Consider the following 15118-nt stretch of genomic DNA (forward strand, 5'->3'; position numbering starts at 1 on the left):
GGATCGTTCCACCCCCCGATGCATTTGAAGCCAAGGGTCGTGCAAACAGGGGCGGAATTTTGGGGTCCGGCGTTCATCGATATCTGTGTCTTTGCGCCTGTCTGATCCTGCCCGCCTGCGCGGGTGAGCAATCCGCGCTTGCCCCCTTCGGCGCGGGTGCCGACCGCATCCTCGGGCTGACGTGGGTGCTCGCGATCGGCGCGGTCATCATCTTCGCCTGCGTTGCGCTGCTGACCGTCCACGCGATGCGGCAGCCCGAGCACGGCCTCACCCACGATCAGGGCATGCGCGTCGTGCTGTGGCTCGGCGCGGTGCTGCCCGCCGTGCTGCTCGGCATCCTGCTGCTGTTCGCGCTGCCGGCGATGCGGCCGATGGCGACCGCGCCGGGCGACCTCAAGATCGCGGTCGATGGCCGCCAGTTCTGGTGGCACGTCACCTACCAGGCCGGCGAGACGCCGCCGCTTGCCAGTGCCAACGAGATCCGTCTGCCGGCGGGACGCACCGTGCTGTTCGAGCTGACCGCGAAAGACGTGCTCCACAGCTTCTGGATTCCCGGCCTCGCCGGCAAGATGGATATGCTGCCCGGCCGCACCAACCGGCTGGTGGTCAAGGCCGACACGCCCGGCACCTATCGCGGCGTCTGCGCCGAATTCTGCGGCCTCAGCCACGCGCTGATGGCGTTCGACGTGGTGGTGATGCCAGCCCCCGATTTCGACCGCTGGCTCGCCGCGCGTCGCGCGGCGCTGGCCCCGGCATCTTCGCCCGGCCTCGCATCGTTCGACCGGCACGGCTGCCGAAGCTGCCACGGCCTGTCCGCTGGCGATCCGCCCGGAAGCATCGGCCCCAGCCTCGCCGGGCTCGGCAGCCGCCGTTCCTTGGCCGCCGGCGTCCTGCCGATGACCGAGGATGCGCTCGCCGGCTTCATCCGCGATCCCGCCGCCACCAAGCCCGGAGCGCGCATGCCCTCTGCCCCCGACATGACCGACGAAGACGCCCGCCTGATCGCCCGCGCGCTGATGGAGCTGCGCTGATGAAGGCGGCCGATCTCCACGCCCCCGACCAGGACGATCCCGCAGTTCGCGCCGCGCAGGAAGCAAGGTTGCGCAAGGTGTGGGAGCAACCCAAGGGTATCTTCTTCTACTGGACGGATACCAACAACAACAGCGTCGGCGCCTGGTACACGCTGACCGCGTTCGGCTTCATGCTGTTCGCCGGCGTCCTTGCGCTGATCATGCGCGCGCAGCTCGCCACCCCCGACAATGATCTCGTCTCGGCATCGACCTTCAACCAGCTCTTCACGCTGCACGGCTCGATGATGATGTTCCTGTTCGCGGTGCCGATGTTCGAGGCGGTCTCGATCCTGTTGCTGCCGCAGTTGCTGGGCGCGCGCGACCTGCCCTTTCCGCGCCTTTCCGCCTTCGGTTACTGGAGCTTCCTGATCGGTGGCGTTTTCGTCTCGGGCTCGATCTTCTTCGATGCCGCGCCCGATGGCGGCTGGTTCATGTATCCGCCGCTCACCACCGATCCCAGGCTGTCCGGCATCGGCGCGGACATCTGGATGCTCGGCCTGTCCTTCATCGAGGTCTCGTCGGTCGCCGCCGCGGTGGAACTGATCGTCGGCGTGCTCAAATGCCGGCCGCCGGGGATGCGCCTCAACCTGATGCCGCTCTACGCCTGGTACATCCTCGTCGTGGCGGTGATGATCCTGTTCGCCTTCCCGCCATTGATCGCCGGCGACGTATTGTTCGAGATGGAGCGGCTGCTCGACTGGCCCTTCTTCGATGCCGCGCGCGGCGGCGATCCGCTGCTGTGGCAGCACCTGTTCTGGATCTTCGGCCATCCCGAGGTCTACATCGTCTTCCTGCCCTCGATCGCGCTGTTCGCGATGATGATCCCCACCTTCGCGCGCCGCCATCTGCTCGGCTATCCGTGGATCGTGCTGGCGGCGGTGGGCACCGGCTTCCTCAGCTTCGGGCTGTGGGTGCACCACATGTTCACCACCGGGCTGCCCAACATCAGCCTCGGCTTCTTCTCGGCGGCGTCGGAAGCGGTCGCGATCCCGACCGGCGTGCAGATCTTCGTGTTCATCGCCACGTTGTGGGCTGGCCGCGTGGTGTGGTCGACGCCATTGCTCTACGCGGTCGGATCGCTGGCGATCTTCGTGATCGGCGGGTTGACCGGGGTGATGGTGGCGGTCGCACCGTTCGACTGGCAGGCGCACGACACCTATTTCGTCGTCGCCCACCTCCATTACGTGCTGATCGGCGGCACCCTGCTGCCGCTGTTCGGCGGGCTTTATTATTATTGGCCGCTGATCACCGGCAAGAAGCTGAGCGACCGGCTGGGCCGCATCGCCTTCTGGATGATGTTCGCGGGCGCCAACATCACCTTCTTCCCGATGCACTTCACCGGGCTGATGGGCATGCCGCGCCGCGTGTTCACCTATCCGGCCGAACTCGGCCTCGGCGGCCTCAACCTCGCCTCCACGATCGGCGCCTATCTGTTCGCATCGGGCGTCGCGGTGCTGGTGCTCGATCTCTGCCGCTCGCCCTGGCGCGCCAAGGTGGAGCGCAACCCGTGGAACGCCGGCACGCTGGAATGGCTGGTGCAGCCCGAGGACGAGAATTGGGGGGTCCGCTCGATCCCGCTGATCGAGAAGCGCTATCCGCTGTGGGACCAGCCCGACTTCGTCAGGAATGTCGACGAGGGGCGCTATTTCCTGCCCGATGCCGAGGAGGGCCGGCGCGAGACGATCATCACCACCGTGCTCGATGCCCGCCCGCTGCAGGTGGCGCGCCTCGCCGGCCCCAGCGTCGTGCCGATGGTCACCGCGGTGCTGCTGGGCAGCGTGTTCATCCTCACCACCTATCACCTCTATTGGCCGGCCTTGGTCGGCGGCGTGCTGACCTTGGGTGCCATCCTCTATTGGTTGTGGACGGGCACCGGCGAATTCCCCGAGAAACCGGAAAAGTCGATCGGCCACGGCATCTCGCTGCCGCTCTACAGTTCGGGCCCCGCCTCGTCCGGCTGGTGGGCAATGTTCATCACGATGATGGCGGATGCCACCGCCTTCGCCAGCCTGATCTTCGGCTATTTCTTCTACTGGACGGTCCATCCCGATTTCCCGCCCGCCGAACTCGGCCACCCCGGCGCAGGCTGGACGATGGCGGCGCTCGCGCTGCTGCTCGCCGGCTGGCTGGCGACGATCGGCGCGCGCAACGCCAATGCGCGCGGCGGCACCGGGCTCTCGCGCCTGCTGCTCGCGTTCGGCGCGCTCGCGAGCCTTGCCGGCGGCGCCGCGACCCTCGCCGGGCCGTGGGTGAACGGGCTCGATCCGGTCGCCCATGTCTATCCGGCGATCGTCTGGGTGATCGCGATCTGGACGGCGGTGCATGCCGGCGTCGGACTGATCATGCAGCTTTACGGGCTCGCCAGCAGCCTTGCGGGGCGGGTGACGCCCACGCATGACGGCGATCTGCACAATATCGCGCTCTACCAGCATTTCATGGCCTTCACCGCCCTGGTTTCGCTGTGCACGATCGGCCTGTTTCCGGGGGCGGCCTGATGAAGCTCTCCGCGCGCGCGCGTAGCCTGAAGATCACCTTGTGGACCTTGATCGTGCCGCCCACGGTGTGGGCCGTGCATTTCCTGCTCTGCTACATCCTCGCGGCGACGATGTGCGCGAAGGGCGCGTTCGACATCTCCTTCCGCGGCTATGGCTGGATCGTCGCGGTCGCGACACTGATCGCGCTGGTCCTCGTCACCGGATCGGGCATCATCGCGCGCTGGCAGGAAAAGATCGCCGACGACCCGCCCCCGCACGATCGCGGCACGCAGGAGGCGCGGCTCCGCTTCCTCGCCAAGTCGACCGAATTGCTCGCCGGGCTCAGCTTCGTCGCGATCCTGTTCACCGCATTGCCGGTGATCTTCCTGCAGGATTGCCGCTGATGCGCGGCGCCTTGTTGGGCTGCGGACTGGTGCTGGTGGTCGGCGCGTGGACGACCGCCGCCACGCATATGGGCATGGTCGGCCATATGACCGCGCACATGCTGAGCGTCGCGGTCGCAGCGCCGCTGATCGCGCTCGGGCTGCGGGGCGGGCGCTTCGATCCGGCCAGACGCTGGCCATGGCTGCGCCCGCTTGGTGCCTCGCTGGTCGAACTGGTGGTCGTCTGGGGCTGGCACCTGCCGATCGCACGCCGGATCGCGCAACATCCGGCGGGGCTCGCGATCGAACAGGCCAGCTTCCTCCTCGCCGGCCTCGCGCTGTGGAGCGCGGTGCTGGGGGCTGCCGGCAGCAGCGTGCCCGAACGGCGCGCCGCCGGGGTCGGTGCGCTTTTGCTCACCTCGATGCACATGACATTGCTCGGCGTGCTGATCGGCCTCGCGCCGCAGCCGCTCTATCCGCAGCACCACGCGATTCACGGGCTCACGCCGCTGGAGGATCAGCAGCTCGGCGGCGTCGTCATGCTGGTGGTAGGCACCGGCAGCTATGTGCTGGGCGGCCTCGCGATGCTCGCGACCCTGCTTGCCCGACGGGAAGAACGGCCATGAAGATCACCCGCAAACGCGCTCTGTTCGGCCTGGTCGGCGCGCTCGTCGGCGGCATCGTCTTCGCCTGGTCCGGCCTGTTCAATGTCGCTGCCTCCGGCGGTCACTGGGCGATCACCGACTGGTTCCTGCACTGGGTGATGCAGAATTCGGCCGCCACCTGGAGCCGGATCGAGAGCGAGAAGCAGCCGGTCGACCCCAGCGGTCTCGTCTCCGCCGCCGGCCTGTTCGACCAGAGCTGCGCCGCCTGCCACGGCGCGCCCGGCATCGCGCCCCTGCCGGTGATGCAGGCCGCGTTGCCAGCGGCGCCCGACCTCGCCGAGCATCCCGACAAGTGGAGCGCGGGCGAGCATTTCTGGATCATCAAGCATGGCGTGAAGTTCACCGGGATGCCGGGCTGGGCGACGCAGGAGCGGGATGACGAGGTGCGCCGCATGACCGCCTTCGTCCGCGCGCTGCCGGGCATGTCGCCCGAGCGCTATCGCGCGCTGACCCGCGACCCCGCCGAAACCGGCGCGGATCGCCTCATCGCCTCCTGCACCGGCTGCCATGGCGTCGACGGCCGCGGCCGTGGCGGCCCCGATACGCCGATCCTCGGCGGCCAGAGCGTGACGGCGCTGCGCCGCGCGCTCGACGATTATGCCGCCGGCCGCCGTGCATCCGCGGTGATGACCAACGCCGCCGCCCGCCTCTCCCCCGCCGACCGCCAACGCCTCGCCGAGCATTTCGCCGCGCTGCCGGGATTGCCGCGCGCTGCTGCCCCCGCGACGGGCCTCTACGTGACCGGCGACCGCAGTCGGGACTTGCCCGCCTGCGCAAGCTGCCACGACCGCGACGACGGCAAGGCCCCGCGCCTCGCCGGCCAGAAAGCCAGCTACGTCGCCGGCCGCCTCCGGCTGTGGCAGGCGGACGGGAAAGCGGTGGAATCGACGCAGCCGCGCGACACGATGGCCGTCATCGCGCGGCGGATCCCGAAGGAGATGATCGAACCGCTGGCGCGCGAGATCGAGGCCCGCGGGCGCTGAGTTCGCAACGAATCCACTGTAACCTTCGTCGCCTTCGCCCCGTTTTTAACCCCCCTTCAGGCTATCAGATTCACACATCTTCGATGGATTGAGCGGGGGCTGCCGCTGCGTTCCCTCGCCCCTACGGGGAGAGGGACAGGGAGAGGGGGAAAGTCGCGCTAAGCGTACGGTTTTGAGGGTTCAGCATTGCGGCTCCGCCGACTTTTCAGTGCGAACGTGTAAGACTTGTACGCTTGGCGCGACTGCCCCTCTCCCTGGTCCGCTACGCGGACCTTTCCCTCTCCCCGTAGGGGCGAGGGAAAGACGCGGTCGCAACGAGATCTGCGAATGCCGTATCCGGCGGTTGTGTGCGTCAATGTCTGCAAAAAGGGCGGCCGTGACGGACTGGTCAGGCTGCTTGGCGTAGCTGGCTTTTCTTGAGCTCCCTGAGATCGTCCATGTTGAGATATCGATGGGCCTCGAGCCAGTTTTCGTGTGTCTCGACGGCGAGAGCACGGACGAGCCGACGGCATGAGTCGGAGTTTGGAAAGATGCGCACGACGTAGGTTCGACGGCGAATTTCCTCGTTGAGCCGCTCAAGCATGTTGGTGCTTTTGAGATGCTTATGATGCCGTCGCGGCAGCCTGTAGAAGGTCAGCGTCTCCTCGATCGCCTCCTCCGCCCAGGCGACGAGCTTGGGATATCTTCCGCTCCATTTGGCGATCCAGACGGCGAGGTCGCGCCGGGCCTCTTCGACCGAGCGGCGATCGTAGAGCCAGCGCAGTTCCTGCAGGCAATCGTCGTCGGCCTTGCGGGGCAGATGGTCGAGGGCATTGCGCAGGAAGTGGACATAACAGCGCTGGAAGGCGGCCTCCGGCAGCACCTCGCGAACCGCGGCACGCAGGCCGGCATGATCGTCTGCAACGATGAACTCGACGCCATGCAGTCCGCGCTTGCGCATGCCGAGCAGCAGGTCCTTCCACGACGAGCGGCTCTCGCGATTGGCCATCTCGACGGCGAGGATCTGGCGACGTCCGTCCCAGTCGATGCCGATCGCGATCAGCACCGCCTGGCTGGAAACGATCCCGCCCTCGCGTACCTTTTCGTAGCGCGCGTCGAGGATCAGATAGGGAAAGGGCTCGGCAAGCTGGCGACCGGCGAAGGCCGCGAGGCTCGCGTCGAGCCGCTTGTTGATCGCCGAGATCGCTGACGCCGAGACGCTGTGGCCACACAGTTCCTCGGTGATCGCCTTCACCTTGCGCGTCGACACGCCCTGCACATACATCTCGGCAAGCGTCGCAACCAGCGCCTGTTCCGAACGCTGGTAACGCTCGAACAGTTCTGTCGAGAAGCGACCGTTGCGGTCTTGCGGAACCCGCAGCTCGAGTTTGCCGACGCGCGTCACCAGCGTCCGGCTGTAATAGCCCGAACGATAGCCCAGGCGCGTCTCTGTCCGCTCGCTCTTGCTCGCGCCAAGGGCGTCATCCATCTCCGCCTCCAGCATCGCCTGCATCACGCTGCGAACAATCTCTCGCAGACCTTCTCCGCTCTGCGTCAAAAGCTCTTGGACGGCGGCTACCGACGGTTTAACTTCCTTCCCGGTCATGGTGGGTCTCCTTGGTGACGTTGAACATCACCAGCCTGCCATGGCCGCCCCCCGCTCAAAGCGGTTTTTGCAGATACTCCCGCACACTACCTATCCGGCTTTCGGGAGGCTAGGGGAGGGGATGTCAGGGCTTAGGTGCCGCGTTGGACAGGCCCTCCCCCAACCCCTCCCGCAGGCGGGCTACCGGATTCACACATTGTGCGCGTGTGAGAGGAGGGGCTTGCTCGTCACCGCCGCAACTGCCCTGCCAGACTCCGCGCCGCACGCACATAGGCCGGCCCGCCACACACCGTCCAAGCCTGCGGTACATACAGCCGCCGGATGTCCCCCAGCACCGGATGATGCAGCATCTCCGTGCCTTGGTCGACGACATGCTCGGTCGCGCTTTCCATGATGAGATAGTCCGGCCGCGCCGCCACCATCTCCTCCAGCGACACCTGCGACAGCGGCGGCTTGCCGAGGCGTGCGGCGAGGTTGACCAGCCCCACCCGCGTCATCAGGTCGTCGACCAAAGTGCCGGTGCCGGTCATGTAGCCGCGCCGCTGGTAATAGGCAGCGACCGCGCCGCCGCCGGTCTTGCCGATGTTCGCCAGTTCGGCGTCCATCCGCCGGATCAGCGCCTCGCCGCGCTCGGCATGTCCCACCGCCGCCGCGACCAGCCGGGTCTGCGCAACGATGTCGGCATAGCTGGCATCCGGGCCGAGTTCGACGATGCGATAGCTGCGGCCCGAGAGCGCGGCGAGCTTGTCCGCGCGGCCGGCGGGCACGCCCACGATCAGGTCGGGGTCGAGCGCCAGCACCTCCTCGGTCGAATCGCCCATCACGTGCAGCGATCCGACCCGCCCCGCCGCCGCCGACATCTCGGGATCGCGCGCGTTGCGCGTCAGCCCGACGATCTGGTCGCGGTCGGCCAGCGCCAGCAGATACTGGTCCGCGCACAGGTTGAGCGAGACGATGCGTCGCGGAGCCGGTCCGGGCTGCCGTTTCCCGGCACCATCTTGCGGCGCGGCCGCCATGGTGCCAAGCGCGAGCGCCAGCATGGGCAACCCGGCGACGAGCGACAAGCGGAGGCGGCGCGGTATCCCCATGGGCGGCATGGCATAGCGGCGCGGCACGGGCTGGCAAGCGGATCGGAGACGAGCATCAGGTGACAGCACGGCCTCTCCCCATCCGCCGCCCGGCGCTGATCGGCGGTCTGGCGCTGCTCGTGCTGGCGAGCGCAATCGCCTCGCTGATGCTGGGCAGCGTCGCCATCGCGCCGGCGCGGCTGTTTGCGGCGCTCGCCGGCCATGGCGACCGCATCGCCAGCGCAATCCTGTTCGACCTGCGCCTCCCGCGCACCATCCTCGGCCTCGCGGTCGGCGCGATGCTGGGCCTCGCGGGCGCGGCGCTGCAGGGCTATCTGCGCAACCCGCTCGCCGAGCCCTCGGTGCTCGGCGTCTCCAACGCCGCCGCGCTGGGCGCGGTCTGCGCGATCTATTTCGGCATTGCCGGCCTCCACCCAAGCCTGCTGCCGCTGCTCGCGATCGGCTGCGGGCTCGCATCCCTGCTGCTGCTTTTTCTGCTCGCCAGCGCGAACGAGAGCCCGCTGACCCTGATCCTCGCCGGCATCGCCGTCTCCACGTTGACGGGCGCCGGCATCAGCCTCGCGCTCAACCTCTCGCCCAATCCGTTCGCGGCGATGGAGATCATGACCTGGCTGCTCGGATCGATCGAGAACCGCTCCTACGACCATGTCATCGTCGCCCTGCCCTGCATCGTCGTCGGCGCCGCGCTGCTGTTCGTCGATGGCCGCGCGCTCGACGCGCTGACCTTGGGCGAGGATGGCGCACGCGCGCTGGGCTTCGACCTCGGCCGCACCCGGCTGCGCCTGCTGCTGGGCGTCGCGATCGGCGTCGGCGGCGCGGTCGCGGTGTCGGGGGCGATCGGCTTCGTCGGGCTGATCGTGCCGCACCTCGTGCGCCCGTTCACCGATCGCAGCCCCTCCGCGATCCTGCTGCCCTCGATGCTCGCGGGCGCGGTGCTGCTGGCGGGTGCCGACATCGCGGTGCGGCTGATTCCGGCGTCCAACGAACTCAAGCTCGGCGTCGTCACCGCCTTTCTCGGCGTGCCGGTGTTCCTCGCGCACCTGATGCGGGGCGGCCGGCTATGGTGATGGTCACGCTCGATCGCGTCTCCGCCGTGCTCGGCAGCCGCGGCGTCGTCCATGAGGTGTCGGCGGTGCTTCGGCCCGGCGCGCTGGTCGGCATCATCGGCCCCAACGGCGCGGGCAAATCCACCTTGCTGCGCGCGATGCTGGGGCTGCTCAAGCCCAGCGGCGGCGAGGCGCTGATCGACGGCGTGCCGGTGCCGCGCCTCGGCCGCGCGGCCATCGCCCGCCGGCTCGCCTATCTGCCGCAGGGCCAGACCGTGCATTGGCCGATCGCGGTGGAGCGGCTGGTCGCGCTCGGCCGGCTGCCGCACCTGGCGCCCATGTCCGGCCTCGCCGCCACCGACGCCGAGGCGATCGCGCGCGCGATGGAGCGCGCCGATGTGAGCCACCTCGCCGGCCGCGTCGCCACCGAACTGTCGGGCGGCGAACGCGCCCGCGTCCTCCTCGCCCGCGCGCTCGCAGTCGAAGCCGCCGGGCTGGTGGCGGACGAACCGCTCGCAGCACTCGACCCCGGCCACCAGATCGACGTCATGACATTGCTCCGCCGCGAGGCCCGTGCGGGCGCGCTGGTGATCGTGGTGCTGCACGACCTCACCATGGCGGCGCGCTACTGCGACCGGCTGCTGCTGCTCGACAGCGGCCGGCTGGTCGCCGACGGCGCGCCGATGGCGGTGCTGACGCCGGACTCGCTGCGCGACGTCTACGGCATCGCCGCGACGATCGATGCGTCGGGCGCGGAACCGCTGGTGATCCCGACGACGCGCATCGGCTGATGCAAGCGCCTTCCCGCCATTGACGCCCCGCCCCGCCCCACCTAAGGCGCCGCGAGCGACAGGTGCCCCGGAGACGGGGTGAAAAGGGAATGGGGTGTAAAACCCCGGCTGCCCCTGCAACTGTAAGCGGCGAGCCATCCGACCACATGCCATTGGGATCACCCCCGAGAAGGCGGCCGGACCGGCATCGACCCGCGAGCCAGGAGACCTGCCCGTCGCCGTCGTCCTTCGCGCGGACAGGGTGTGCCGGGCGGACGGGGTGAAGACCCGAGCGACGACAGCAACCGGCCGCGTGCGCGGCGGGGTTGCCGTCATGCGGACAGGCAGGCGGCGGCGCCGTCGCGGGCAGGCCTCTGTCAAAGGGGTTACCGCTCGATGTTCCGTTATGTCTCTCTGCTTCCGCTGCTTTCCGCCGGCGCCGCGCTGGCGCAGGAAGCCCCCTCGCCCGATGCCGCCGCGGTCAGCGTGCCTGCCGCCGATGCCGGCAGCGACGCCATCATCGTCACCGCCACCCGCGCCGCGACCCCGATCGACCAGGTCCCCGCCGCGATCGCGGTGCTCGACAAGGCGGCGATCGACCGCGCGCAGGACATCGGCGTCTCCGAACTGCTGCTCCGCACGCCCGGCGTCAGCCTCTCGCGCAACGGCGGTTATGGCACCGCCACCTCGCTGCGCATCCGCGGCGCCGAGACCGACCAGACCGTGGTGGTGATCGACGGCGTCAAGCTCAACGATCCGTCCTCCACCGGCGGCGGCTACAACTTCGCCAACCTGCTGGTGGGCGACGCGTCGCGCATCGAGGTGCTGCGCGGCCCGCAGTCGATCCTGTGGGGCAGCCAGGCGATCGGCGGCGTCGTCAACATCGTCACCCCGCTGCCGCAGAAGGACCTCGAAGGCAGCTTCGACGTCGAGGCGGGATCGCGCGACACCGTCAGCGGCCGTGCCGCGCTGGGCGGCAGGACCGGCCCGGTGACGTGGCGCGTCGGCGGCCATGCCTTCACCACCGATGGCATATCGGCGCTCGCCGCCGGCACCGAGCGCGACGGCTACACCAATCGCGGCGCGAGCGGCCGCGTCGAGATCGCGCTCACGGAAGGCGTCACCGCCGACCTGCGCGGCTATTATGCGTCGGGCCGCGTCGATATCGACGGGTTCAGCGGCGACACCGCCGAATACGGCCTCACCAGGGAGTTCGTCGGCTATGCCGGCCTGAACGTCGCGCTGCTCGACGGCCGGTTCCGCAACCGCTTCGCCTATGGCTATACCGATACCGACCGCGACAATTTCAATCCGGAACTGGAGCGCGCCCGGACCTTCGATGCCGCGGGGTCGAACCGCCGCCTCGAATATCAGGGCAGCTTCGCCTTCACCGACAGCATCACCGCCTTGTTCGGGGTGGAAAATGAGCGCGCGAAGTTCCGCAGCGTATCCCCCTCCAGTTCGCTCTCCGTCCCGGTGCCCGAGCCGACCCGCGGCCGTTCCGAGCTGACCGGCGTCTATGCGCAGCTCAGCGTGTCGCCGATCGAGGGGCTGACGTTGAACGGTGGCGTGCGCCACGACGACCACAACCGCGCCGGGGGCAAGACGCTGTTCGCGGCAGGCGGCGTGTGGGCGCTTTCCACCGGCACCGTGCTGCGCGCCAGCTATGGCGAGGGCTTCAAGGCGCCGACGCTCTACCAGCTCTTCTCCGAATATGGGAACGCCGCGCTCAACCCCGAGCAGGCGCATGGCTGGGAAGCCGGCATCGAGCAGCGGCTGTTCGACGGCGCGGTGAGCGTCGGTGCGACCTGGTTCGATCGCACCACGACCGACCAGATCATCTTCGCGAGCTGCGCCTTCCCGTCCTCGCCCGACCCGCTGTGCGTGACGCCGGGCAGCGGCGCACCCCGTTTCGGCTATTATCTCAACGTGGCGCGCGCCGAGGCGCATGGCATCGAGGCGCAGGCGGCGATCCGCCCGGTCGCCGGGCTGATCATCGACGGCAATTATAGCTGGACGGTCGCGGAGGATCGATCCGAGGGCGCTTCCACCTTCGGCAACTGGCTGCCGCGCCGCCCGCGCCACACCGCCAACGCGTCGATCAGCTATGAATGGGGCTTCGGGCTGACCACCGGCGCCGCGCTGCGCTATGCCGGCAAGAGCTTCGACAATGCCTCCAACAGCACCCGGCTCGACGATTATGTGCTGGTCGATCTGCGCGCCGAATATGCGCTGTCGGACAGCGTGAAGCTGTTCGCCCGCGCCGAGAACCTGCTCGATGAGGACTATATGACGGTCAATCGCTACGCCACGCTCGGCCGCAGCATCTATGCCGGCATCCGGGGGCGGTTCTGATGGCCGCCCCGGCCTCGCGCGCGGCCCTGCTCTGGGTCGCGCTGCTCACCGCCGCAAGCACCGTGACGACGCTGGTCTTCGCCTGCGCGACGCCTTTCCCCGCGCTGGCGGCGATCGCCGCCGTCTATCTCGGCGCGCGTGACGGTGCGGGGCTGATGATCGCCTGCTGGGCGGCGAGCCAGCTCGTCGGCTTCGGCCTGCTCGGTTACCCCCACGATGCCGCGACATTTGCATGGGTGCCGGGGCTGGCGAGCGCCGCGCTCGTCTCCTTCGGCGTCGCGCGTTGGGCGGCGGAAGGCGCGGGGCGCTCGACCGCGCTGCGCCTCGTCGCCGCCTATGCCGCGGGCTTCGCCGCGTTCAAGCTGATGGTGATGCTGTGGTCGTTCGCGCTCGGTGGCGGCGACGCGCTGGCGCCGCTGGTCGTGCTGCGCCAGATCGTCCGCAACGGCGCGATCCTGCTCGGGCTGATCACGCTCTATCACGCGCTGATCGCACTCGGCGTGCCGGCCCCGCGCCGGCGCCTCGCGGCGGGCTGAGGCCGATGCTCGAACGCGTCGAGGACGGGCCCGCCGTGGTCGTCTGCAGCACCTGCCGTCACGCGCCCGACGCGCGGACGGACGCCGCGGGCGTGACCGGCGGCGCCCGCCTCGCCGCGGCGCTGCGCGCGATGCAGGCGGGCGACCCGCGTTATGCCGGGATCGCGGTGCAGGACATGCCGTGCCTGTTCGCGTGCAGCACCCCCTGCGCCGTGCATCTGCGCGCGCCGGGGCGGATCGGCTATGTGCTGGGCCGCTTCGCGCCGGATGCGGCCTCGGCGCGCGCGATCCTCGACTATGCCGTCCACCACGCCGCGAGCGCCGAGGGCCAGGTGCCCTATCGCGACTGGCCGGAGGGGGTGAAAGGCCATTTCATCGTGCGCGTGCCGCCCGCGGGCACTATCGCGCGATGATGGACTTTCCCGATATCGCCGCCTTCGACGCCGCGCTCGCCACCCTTCCCGCCGCCGACGAGGCCGCGATCGAGGCCGCCCGCGCGCGGCAGGGGCAACTCACCAAGCCGCCGGGCTCGCTCGGCCGGCTGGAGGAGATCGCGCTCTTCATGGCCGGCTGGCAGGGCCGCGCTGTGCCGCGGATCGACCATGGCCGCGCCGTGGTGTTCGCCGGCAATCACGGCGTCGCCGCGCAGGGCGTCAGCGCCTTCCCGCCGGCGGTGACCGCGCAGATGGTCGCCAATTTCGAGGCCGGGGGTGCGGCGATCAACGCGCTGTCGGGCTCGGCGGGGCTCGCCCTCAAGGTCGTGCCGCTGGCGCTCGACCGGCCGACGCAGGATTTCACGACCGCGCCGGCGATGAGCGAGGCGGAATGCCTCGACGCGCTGTCGGCCGGCGCCGCCGCGGTCGAGCCGGGGCTCGACCTGCTGGTGCTCGGCGAGATGGGCATCGCCAATTCCACCGCCGCTGCAGCCCTTGCCGCGCGCAGCTTCGGCGGCAGCGCGCTCGACTGGGTCGGCCCGGGGACCGGCGTCACCGGTGCCGCGCTCATGCACAAGGCGGCAGTCATCGGCCGCGCCATCGCCGTCCACGCCGATGCGCCGCTGACGCCGTTCGAGACGCTGCGCCGCGTGGGCGGGCGCGAGATCGCCGCGATCGCCGGTGCGGTCATCGCCGCGCGCCACCGGCGCGTGCCGGTGCTGCTCGACGGCTTCATCTGCTGCGCGGCGGTCGCGCCGCTCGCCGCCGCGGTGCCGGCGATCACCGCGCATTGCCTCGCCGGCCACCGCTCCGCCGAGCCCGGCCATGGCCGCCTGCTCGACCGGCTCGGCCTCGCGCCGCTGCTGATGCTCGACATGCGGCTGGGCGAAGGCAGCGGCGCAGCCGTCGCCGCCGGCATCGTCCGCGCCGCGCTGGCGGCCCATGCGCAGATGGCGACCTTCGCCGAAGCTGGCGTCGCGTCGTCGGGCGCATGACCGGGCTGATCCTCGCGCTGCAATTCCTGACGCGGCTGCCGATGCCGCGTGTCGCCGCCGATGCGGATCGCTTCGCCGCCGCGATCCGCTGGTTCCCCGCCGCCGGGCTCGTCGTCGGCGCGATCGTGGCGGCTGCGGGCTGGCTGGGCGCGCTGGTCGATCCGTGGGCCGGTGCCGCCGCCGCGCTCGCCGCCTGGGTGCTGGTGACCGGCGCGCTCCACCTCGACGGCCTCGCCGACTTGACCGACGCCACCGCCGCCGCGCACAAGCTCGCCGATCCCGAGGCGCGGCGGGAAAGGCTGCTCGCGGTGCTGGGCGATCCGCATATCGGCAGCTTCGGTGTCGTCGCGATCGTCGTGCAGTTGCTCGCCAAGCTGGTCTTGCTTCACGCGTTCGTCGCCGCCGGCGCCTTTGCGCTGCTGCCGGCCTTGGCTGCGGCGGCGCGGATCGGCCCATTGGTCTGGGCGCGCTGGCTGCCGCCGGTCCACGCCGGACTGGGATCGCGCTTCAGCACCGCCGTGCGGGTCGTCGACCTCATCGTCTGGGGCACCCTGCTGCTGGCGACAGCACTGCTGCTGGCACCGGGGCTGGCGGTCGCCGCGGTTGCGATCGGCGGCTGGTTGCTCTGGCTGCGCCACCGGATCGGCGGCGTCTCGGGCGACGCGCATGGCGCCGGCATCGAACTGGTCGAAACCGCGCTGCTGCTGACGCTCGCGGTGCCGGCGCTGCGCTGA

The 15118-nt window shown here is 69.8% G+C and carries 14 protein-coding genes and 1 riboswitch; of the genes, 12 read left to right on the top strand and 2 right to left on the bottom strand.

Features of this window, described 5'->3' with window-relative positions; all coding sequences use genetic code 11:
- The first annotated feature begins 59 nt into the window (after window positions 1–59).
- Genes coxB through NX02_RS14430 form a run of 5 tightly spaced genes read left to right on the top strand, consistent with a single transcriptional unit; the run spans window position 60 to window position 5575 of the window.
- A complete protein-coding gene (coxB, locus tag NX02_RS14410) occupies window positions 60–1031 on the top strand; it encodes a cytochrome c oxidase subunit II (RefSeq protein ID WP_025292905.1) in 972 nt (323 codons plus the stop codon).
- Window positions 1031–3565 (top strand): cytochrome c oxidase subunit I, encoded by a 2535-nt coding sequence (ctaD, locus tag NX02_RS14415; RefSeq protein ID WP_025292906.1) that lies wholly within the window; start codon window positions 1031–1033, stop codon window positions 3563–3565. The genes coxB and ctaD overlap by 1 nt, the downstream gene beginning before the upstream one ends.
- The gene (locus NX02_RS14420; protein WP_039996597.1) at window positions 3565–3948 is read left to right on the top strand and encodes a membrane protein; all 384 of its coding nucleotides are present in this window, start codon (window positions 3565–3567) and stop codon (window positions 3946–3948) included. The genes ctaD and NX02_RS14420 overlap by 1 nt, the downstream gene beginning before the upstream one ends.
- Window positions 3948–4553, top strand: coding sequence for a cytochrome c oxidase assembly protein (locus NX02_RS14425; RefSeq protein ID WP_025292908.1), 606 nt, complete (start codon window positions 3948–3950; stop codon window positions 4551–4553). The genes NX02_RS14420 and NX02_RS14425 overlap by 1 nt, the downstream gene beginning before the upstream one ends.
- On the top strand, window positions 4550–5575 hold the full coding sequence (locus tag NX02_RS14430; protein ID WP_025292909.1) for a c-type cytochrome: 1026 nt from the start codon (window positions 4550–4552) through the stop codon (window positions 5573–5575). The genes NX02_RS14425 and NX02_RS14430 overlap by 4 nt, the downstream gene beginning before the upstream one ends.
- A 388-nt stretch (window positions 5576–5963) precedes the next feature.
- Here the strand turns inward: NX02_RS14430 and NX02_RS14435 are convergent, their stop codons facing one another.
- Both NX02_RS14435 and NX02_RS14440 read right to left on the bottom strand, forming a co-directional pair.
- A complete protein-coding gene (locus NX02_RS14435; RefSeq protein ID WP_025290540.1) occupies window positions 5964–7160 on the bottom strand; it encodes an IS256 family transposase in 1197 nt (398 codons plus the stop codon).
- A gap of 227 nt (window positions 7161–7387) precedes the next feature.
- Complete coding sequence (locus NX02_RS14440; RefSeq protein ID WP_084718267.1) at window positions 7388–8200, bottom strand: ABC transporter substrate-binding protein; 813 nt, start codon at window positions 8198–8200, stop codon at window positions 7388–7390.
- Window positions 8201–8307: 107 nt separating this feature from the next.
- On the opposite strand from NX02_RS14440, the gene NX02_RS14445 reads away from it, so the two are divergent.
- The 7 genes from NX02_RS14445 to cobS all read left to right on the top strand — a co-directional run bounded on the left by NX02_RS14445 (window position 8308) and on the right by cobS (window position 15118).
- Window positions 8308–9315 carry a FecCD family ABC transporter permease gene (locus NX02_RS14445; RefSeq protein ID WP_025292911.1) on the top strand — a complete coding sequence of 336 codons (1008 nt, stop codon included), beginning with the start codon at window positions 8308–8310 and terminating at the stop codon, window positions 9313–9315.
- Entirely contained in the window at window positions 9309–10085 is a 777-nt protein-coding gene (locus tag NX02_RS14450) for an ABC transporter ATP-binding protein (protein WP_025292912.1), read from the top strand. Before NX02_RS14445 ends, NX02_RS14450 begins: the two co-directional genes overlap by 7 nt.
- Before the next feature lie 43 nt (window positions 10086–10128).
- Window positions 10129–10315, top strand: a riboswitch (cobalamin riboswitch).
- Between the two features lie 145 nt (window positions 10316–10460).
- Complete coding sequence (locus NX02_RS14455) at window positions 10461–12419, top strand: TonB-dependent receptor plug domain-containing protein (protein WP_025292913.1); 1959 nt, start codon at window positions 10461–10463, stop codon at window positions 12417–12419.
- Window positions 12419–12955, top strand: coding sequence for a hypothetical protein (locus tag NX02_RS30745; RefSeq protein ID WP_025292914.1), 537 nt, complete (start codon window positions 12419–12421; stop codon window positions 12953–12955). Before NX02_RS14455 ends, NX02_RS30745 begins: the two co-directional genes overlap by 1 nt.
- A 5-nt stretch (window positions 12956–12960) precedes the next feature.
- Window positions 12961–13368, top strand: a complete 408-nt coding sequence (locus NX02_RS14465) for a DUF1636 domain-containing protein (protein WP_025292915.1) — start codon at window positions 12961–12963, stop codon at window positions 13366–13368.
- Window positions 13368–14384 (top strand): nicotinate-nucleotide--dimethylbenzimidazole phosphoribosyltransferase, encoded by a 1017-nt coding sequence (cobT, locus tag NX02_RS14470; RefSeq protein WP_039996599.1) that lies wholly within the window; start codon window positions 13368–13370, stop codon window positions 14382–14384. Before NX02_RS14465 ends, cobT begins: the two co-directional genes overlap by 1 nt.
- Entirely contained in the window at window positions 14381–15118 is a 738-nt protein-coding gene (gene cobS, locus NX02_RS14475; protein WP_025292917.1) for an adenosylcobinamide-GDP ribazoletransferase, read from the top strand. Before cobT ends, cobS begins: the two co-directional genes overlap by 4 nt.

Origin of the sequence: Sphingomonas sanxanigenens DSM 19645 = NX02, from assembly GCF_000512205.2 — a bacterium.
GTDB classification, from domain to species: Bacteria; Pseudomonadota; Alphaproteobacteria; order Sphingomonadales; family Sphingomonadaceae; genus Sphingomonas_D; species Sphingomonas_D sanxanigenens.

What these genes read in the sequence shown, in the direction of transcription:
- NX02_RS30745 (WP_025292914.1), top strand. Translation starts at nt 12,419, where the DNA reads ATGGCCGCCCCGGCCTCGCGCGCGGCCCTGCTCTGGGTCGCGCTGCTC.
- NX02_RS14420 (WP_039996597.1), top strand. Translation starts at nt 3,565, where the DNA reads ATGAAGCTCTCCGCGCGCGCGCGTAGCCTGAAGATCACCTTGTGGACC.
- NX02_RS14465 (WP_025292915.1), top strand. Translation starts at nt 12,961, where the DNA reads ATGCTCGAACGCGTCGAGGACGGGCCCGCCGTGGTCGTCTGCAGCACC.
- NX02_RS14430 (WP_025292909.1), top strand. Translation starts at nt 4,550, where the DNA reads ATGAAGATCACCCGCAAACGCGCTCTGTTCGGCCTGGTCGGCGCGCTC.
- NX02_RS14435 (WP_025290540.1), bottom strand. Translation starts at nt 7,160, where the DNA reads ATGACCGGGAAGGAAGTTAAACCGTCGGTAGCCGCCGTCCAAGAGCTT.
- cobS (WP_025292917.1), top strand. Translation starts at nt 14,381, where the DNA reads ATGACCGGGCTGATCCTCGCGCTGCAATTCCTGACGCGGCTGCCGATG.
- NX02_RS14455 (WP_025292913.1), top strand. Translation starts at nt 10,461, where the DNA reads ATGTTCCGTTATGTCTCTCTGCTTCCGCTGCTTTCCGCCGGCGCCGCG.
- NX02_RS14425 (WP_025292908.1), top strand. Translation starts at nt 3,948, where the DNA reads ATGCGCGGCGCCTTGTTGGGCTGCGGACTGGTGCTGGTGGTCGGCGCG.
- NX02_RS14450 (WP_025292912.1), top strand. Translation starts at nt 9,309, where the DNA reads ATGGTGATGGTCACGCTCGATCGCGTCTCCGCCGTGCTCGGCAGCCGC.
- ctaD (WP_025292906.1), top strand. Translation starts at nt 1,031, where the DNA reads ATGAAGGCGGCCGATCTCCACGCCCCCGACCAGGACGATCCCGCAGTT.
- NX02_RS14440 (WP_084718267.1), bottom strand. Translation starts at nt 8,200, where the DNA reads ATGCTGGCGCTCGCGCTTGGCACCATGGCGGCCGCGCCGCAAGATGGT.
- cobT (WP_039996599.1), top strand. Translation starts at nt 13,368, where the DNA reads ATGGACTTTCCCGATATCGCCGCCTTCGACGCCGCGCTCGCCACCCTT.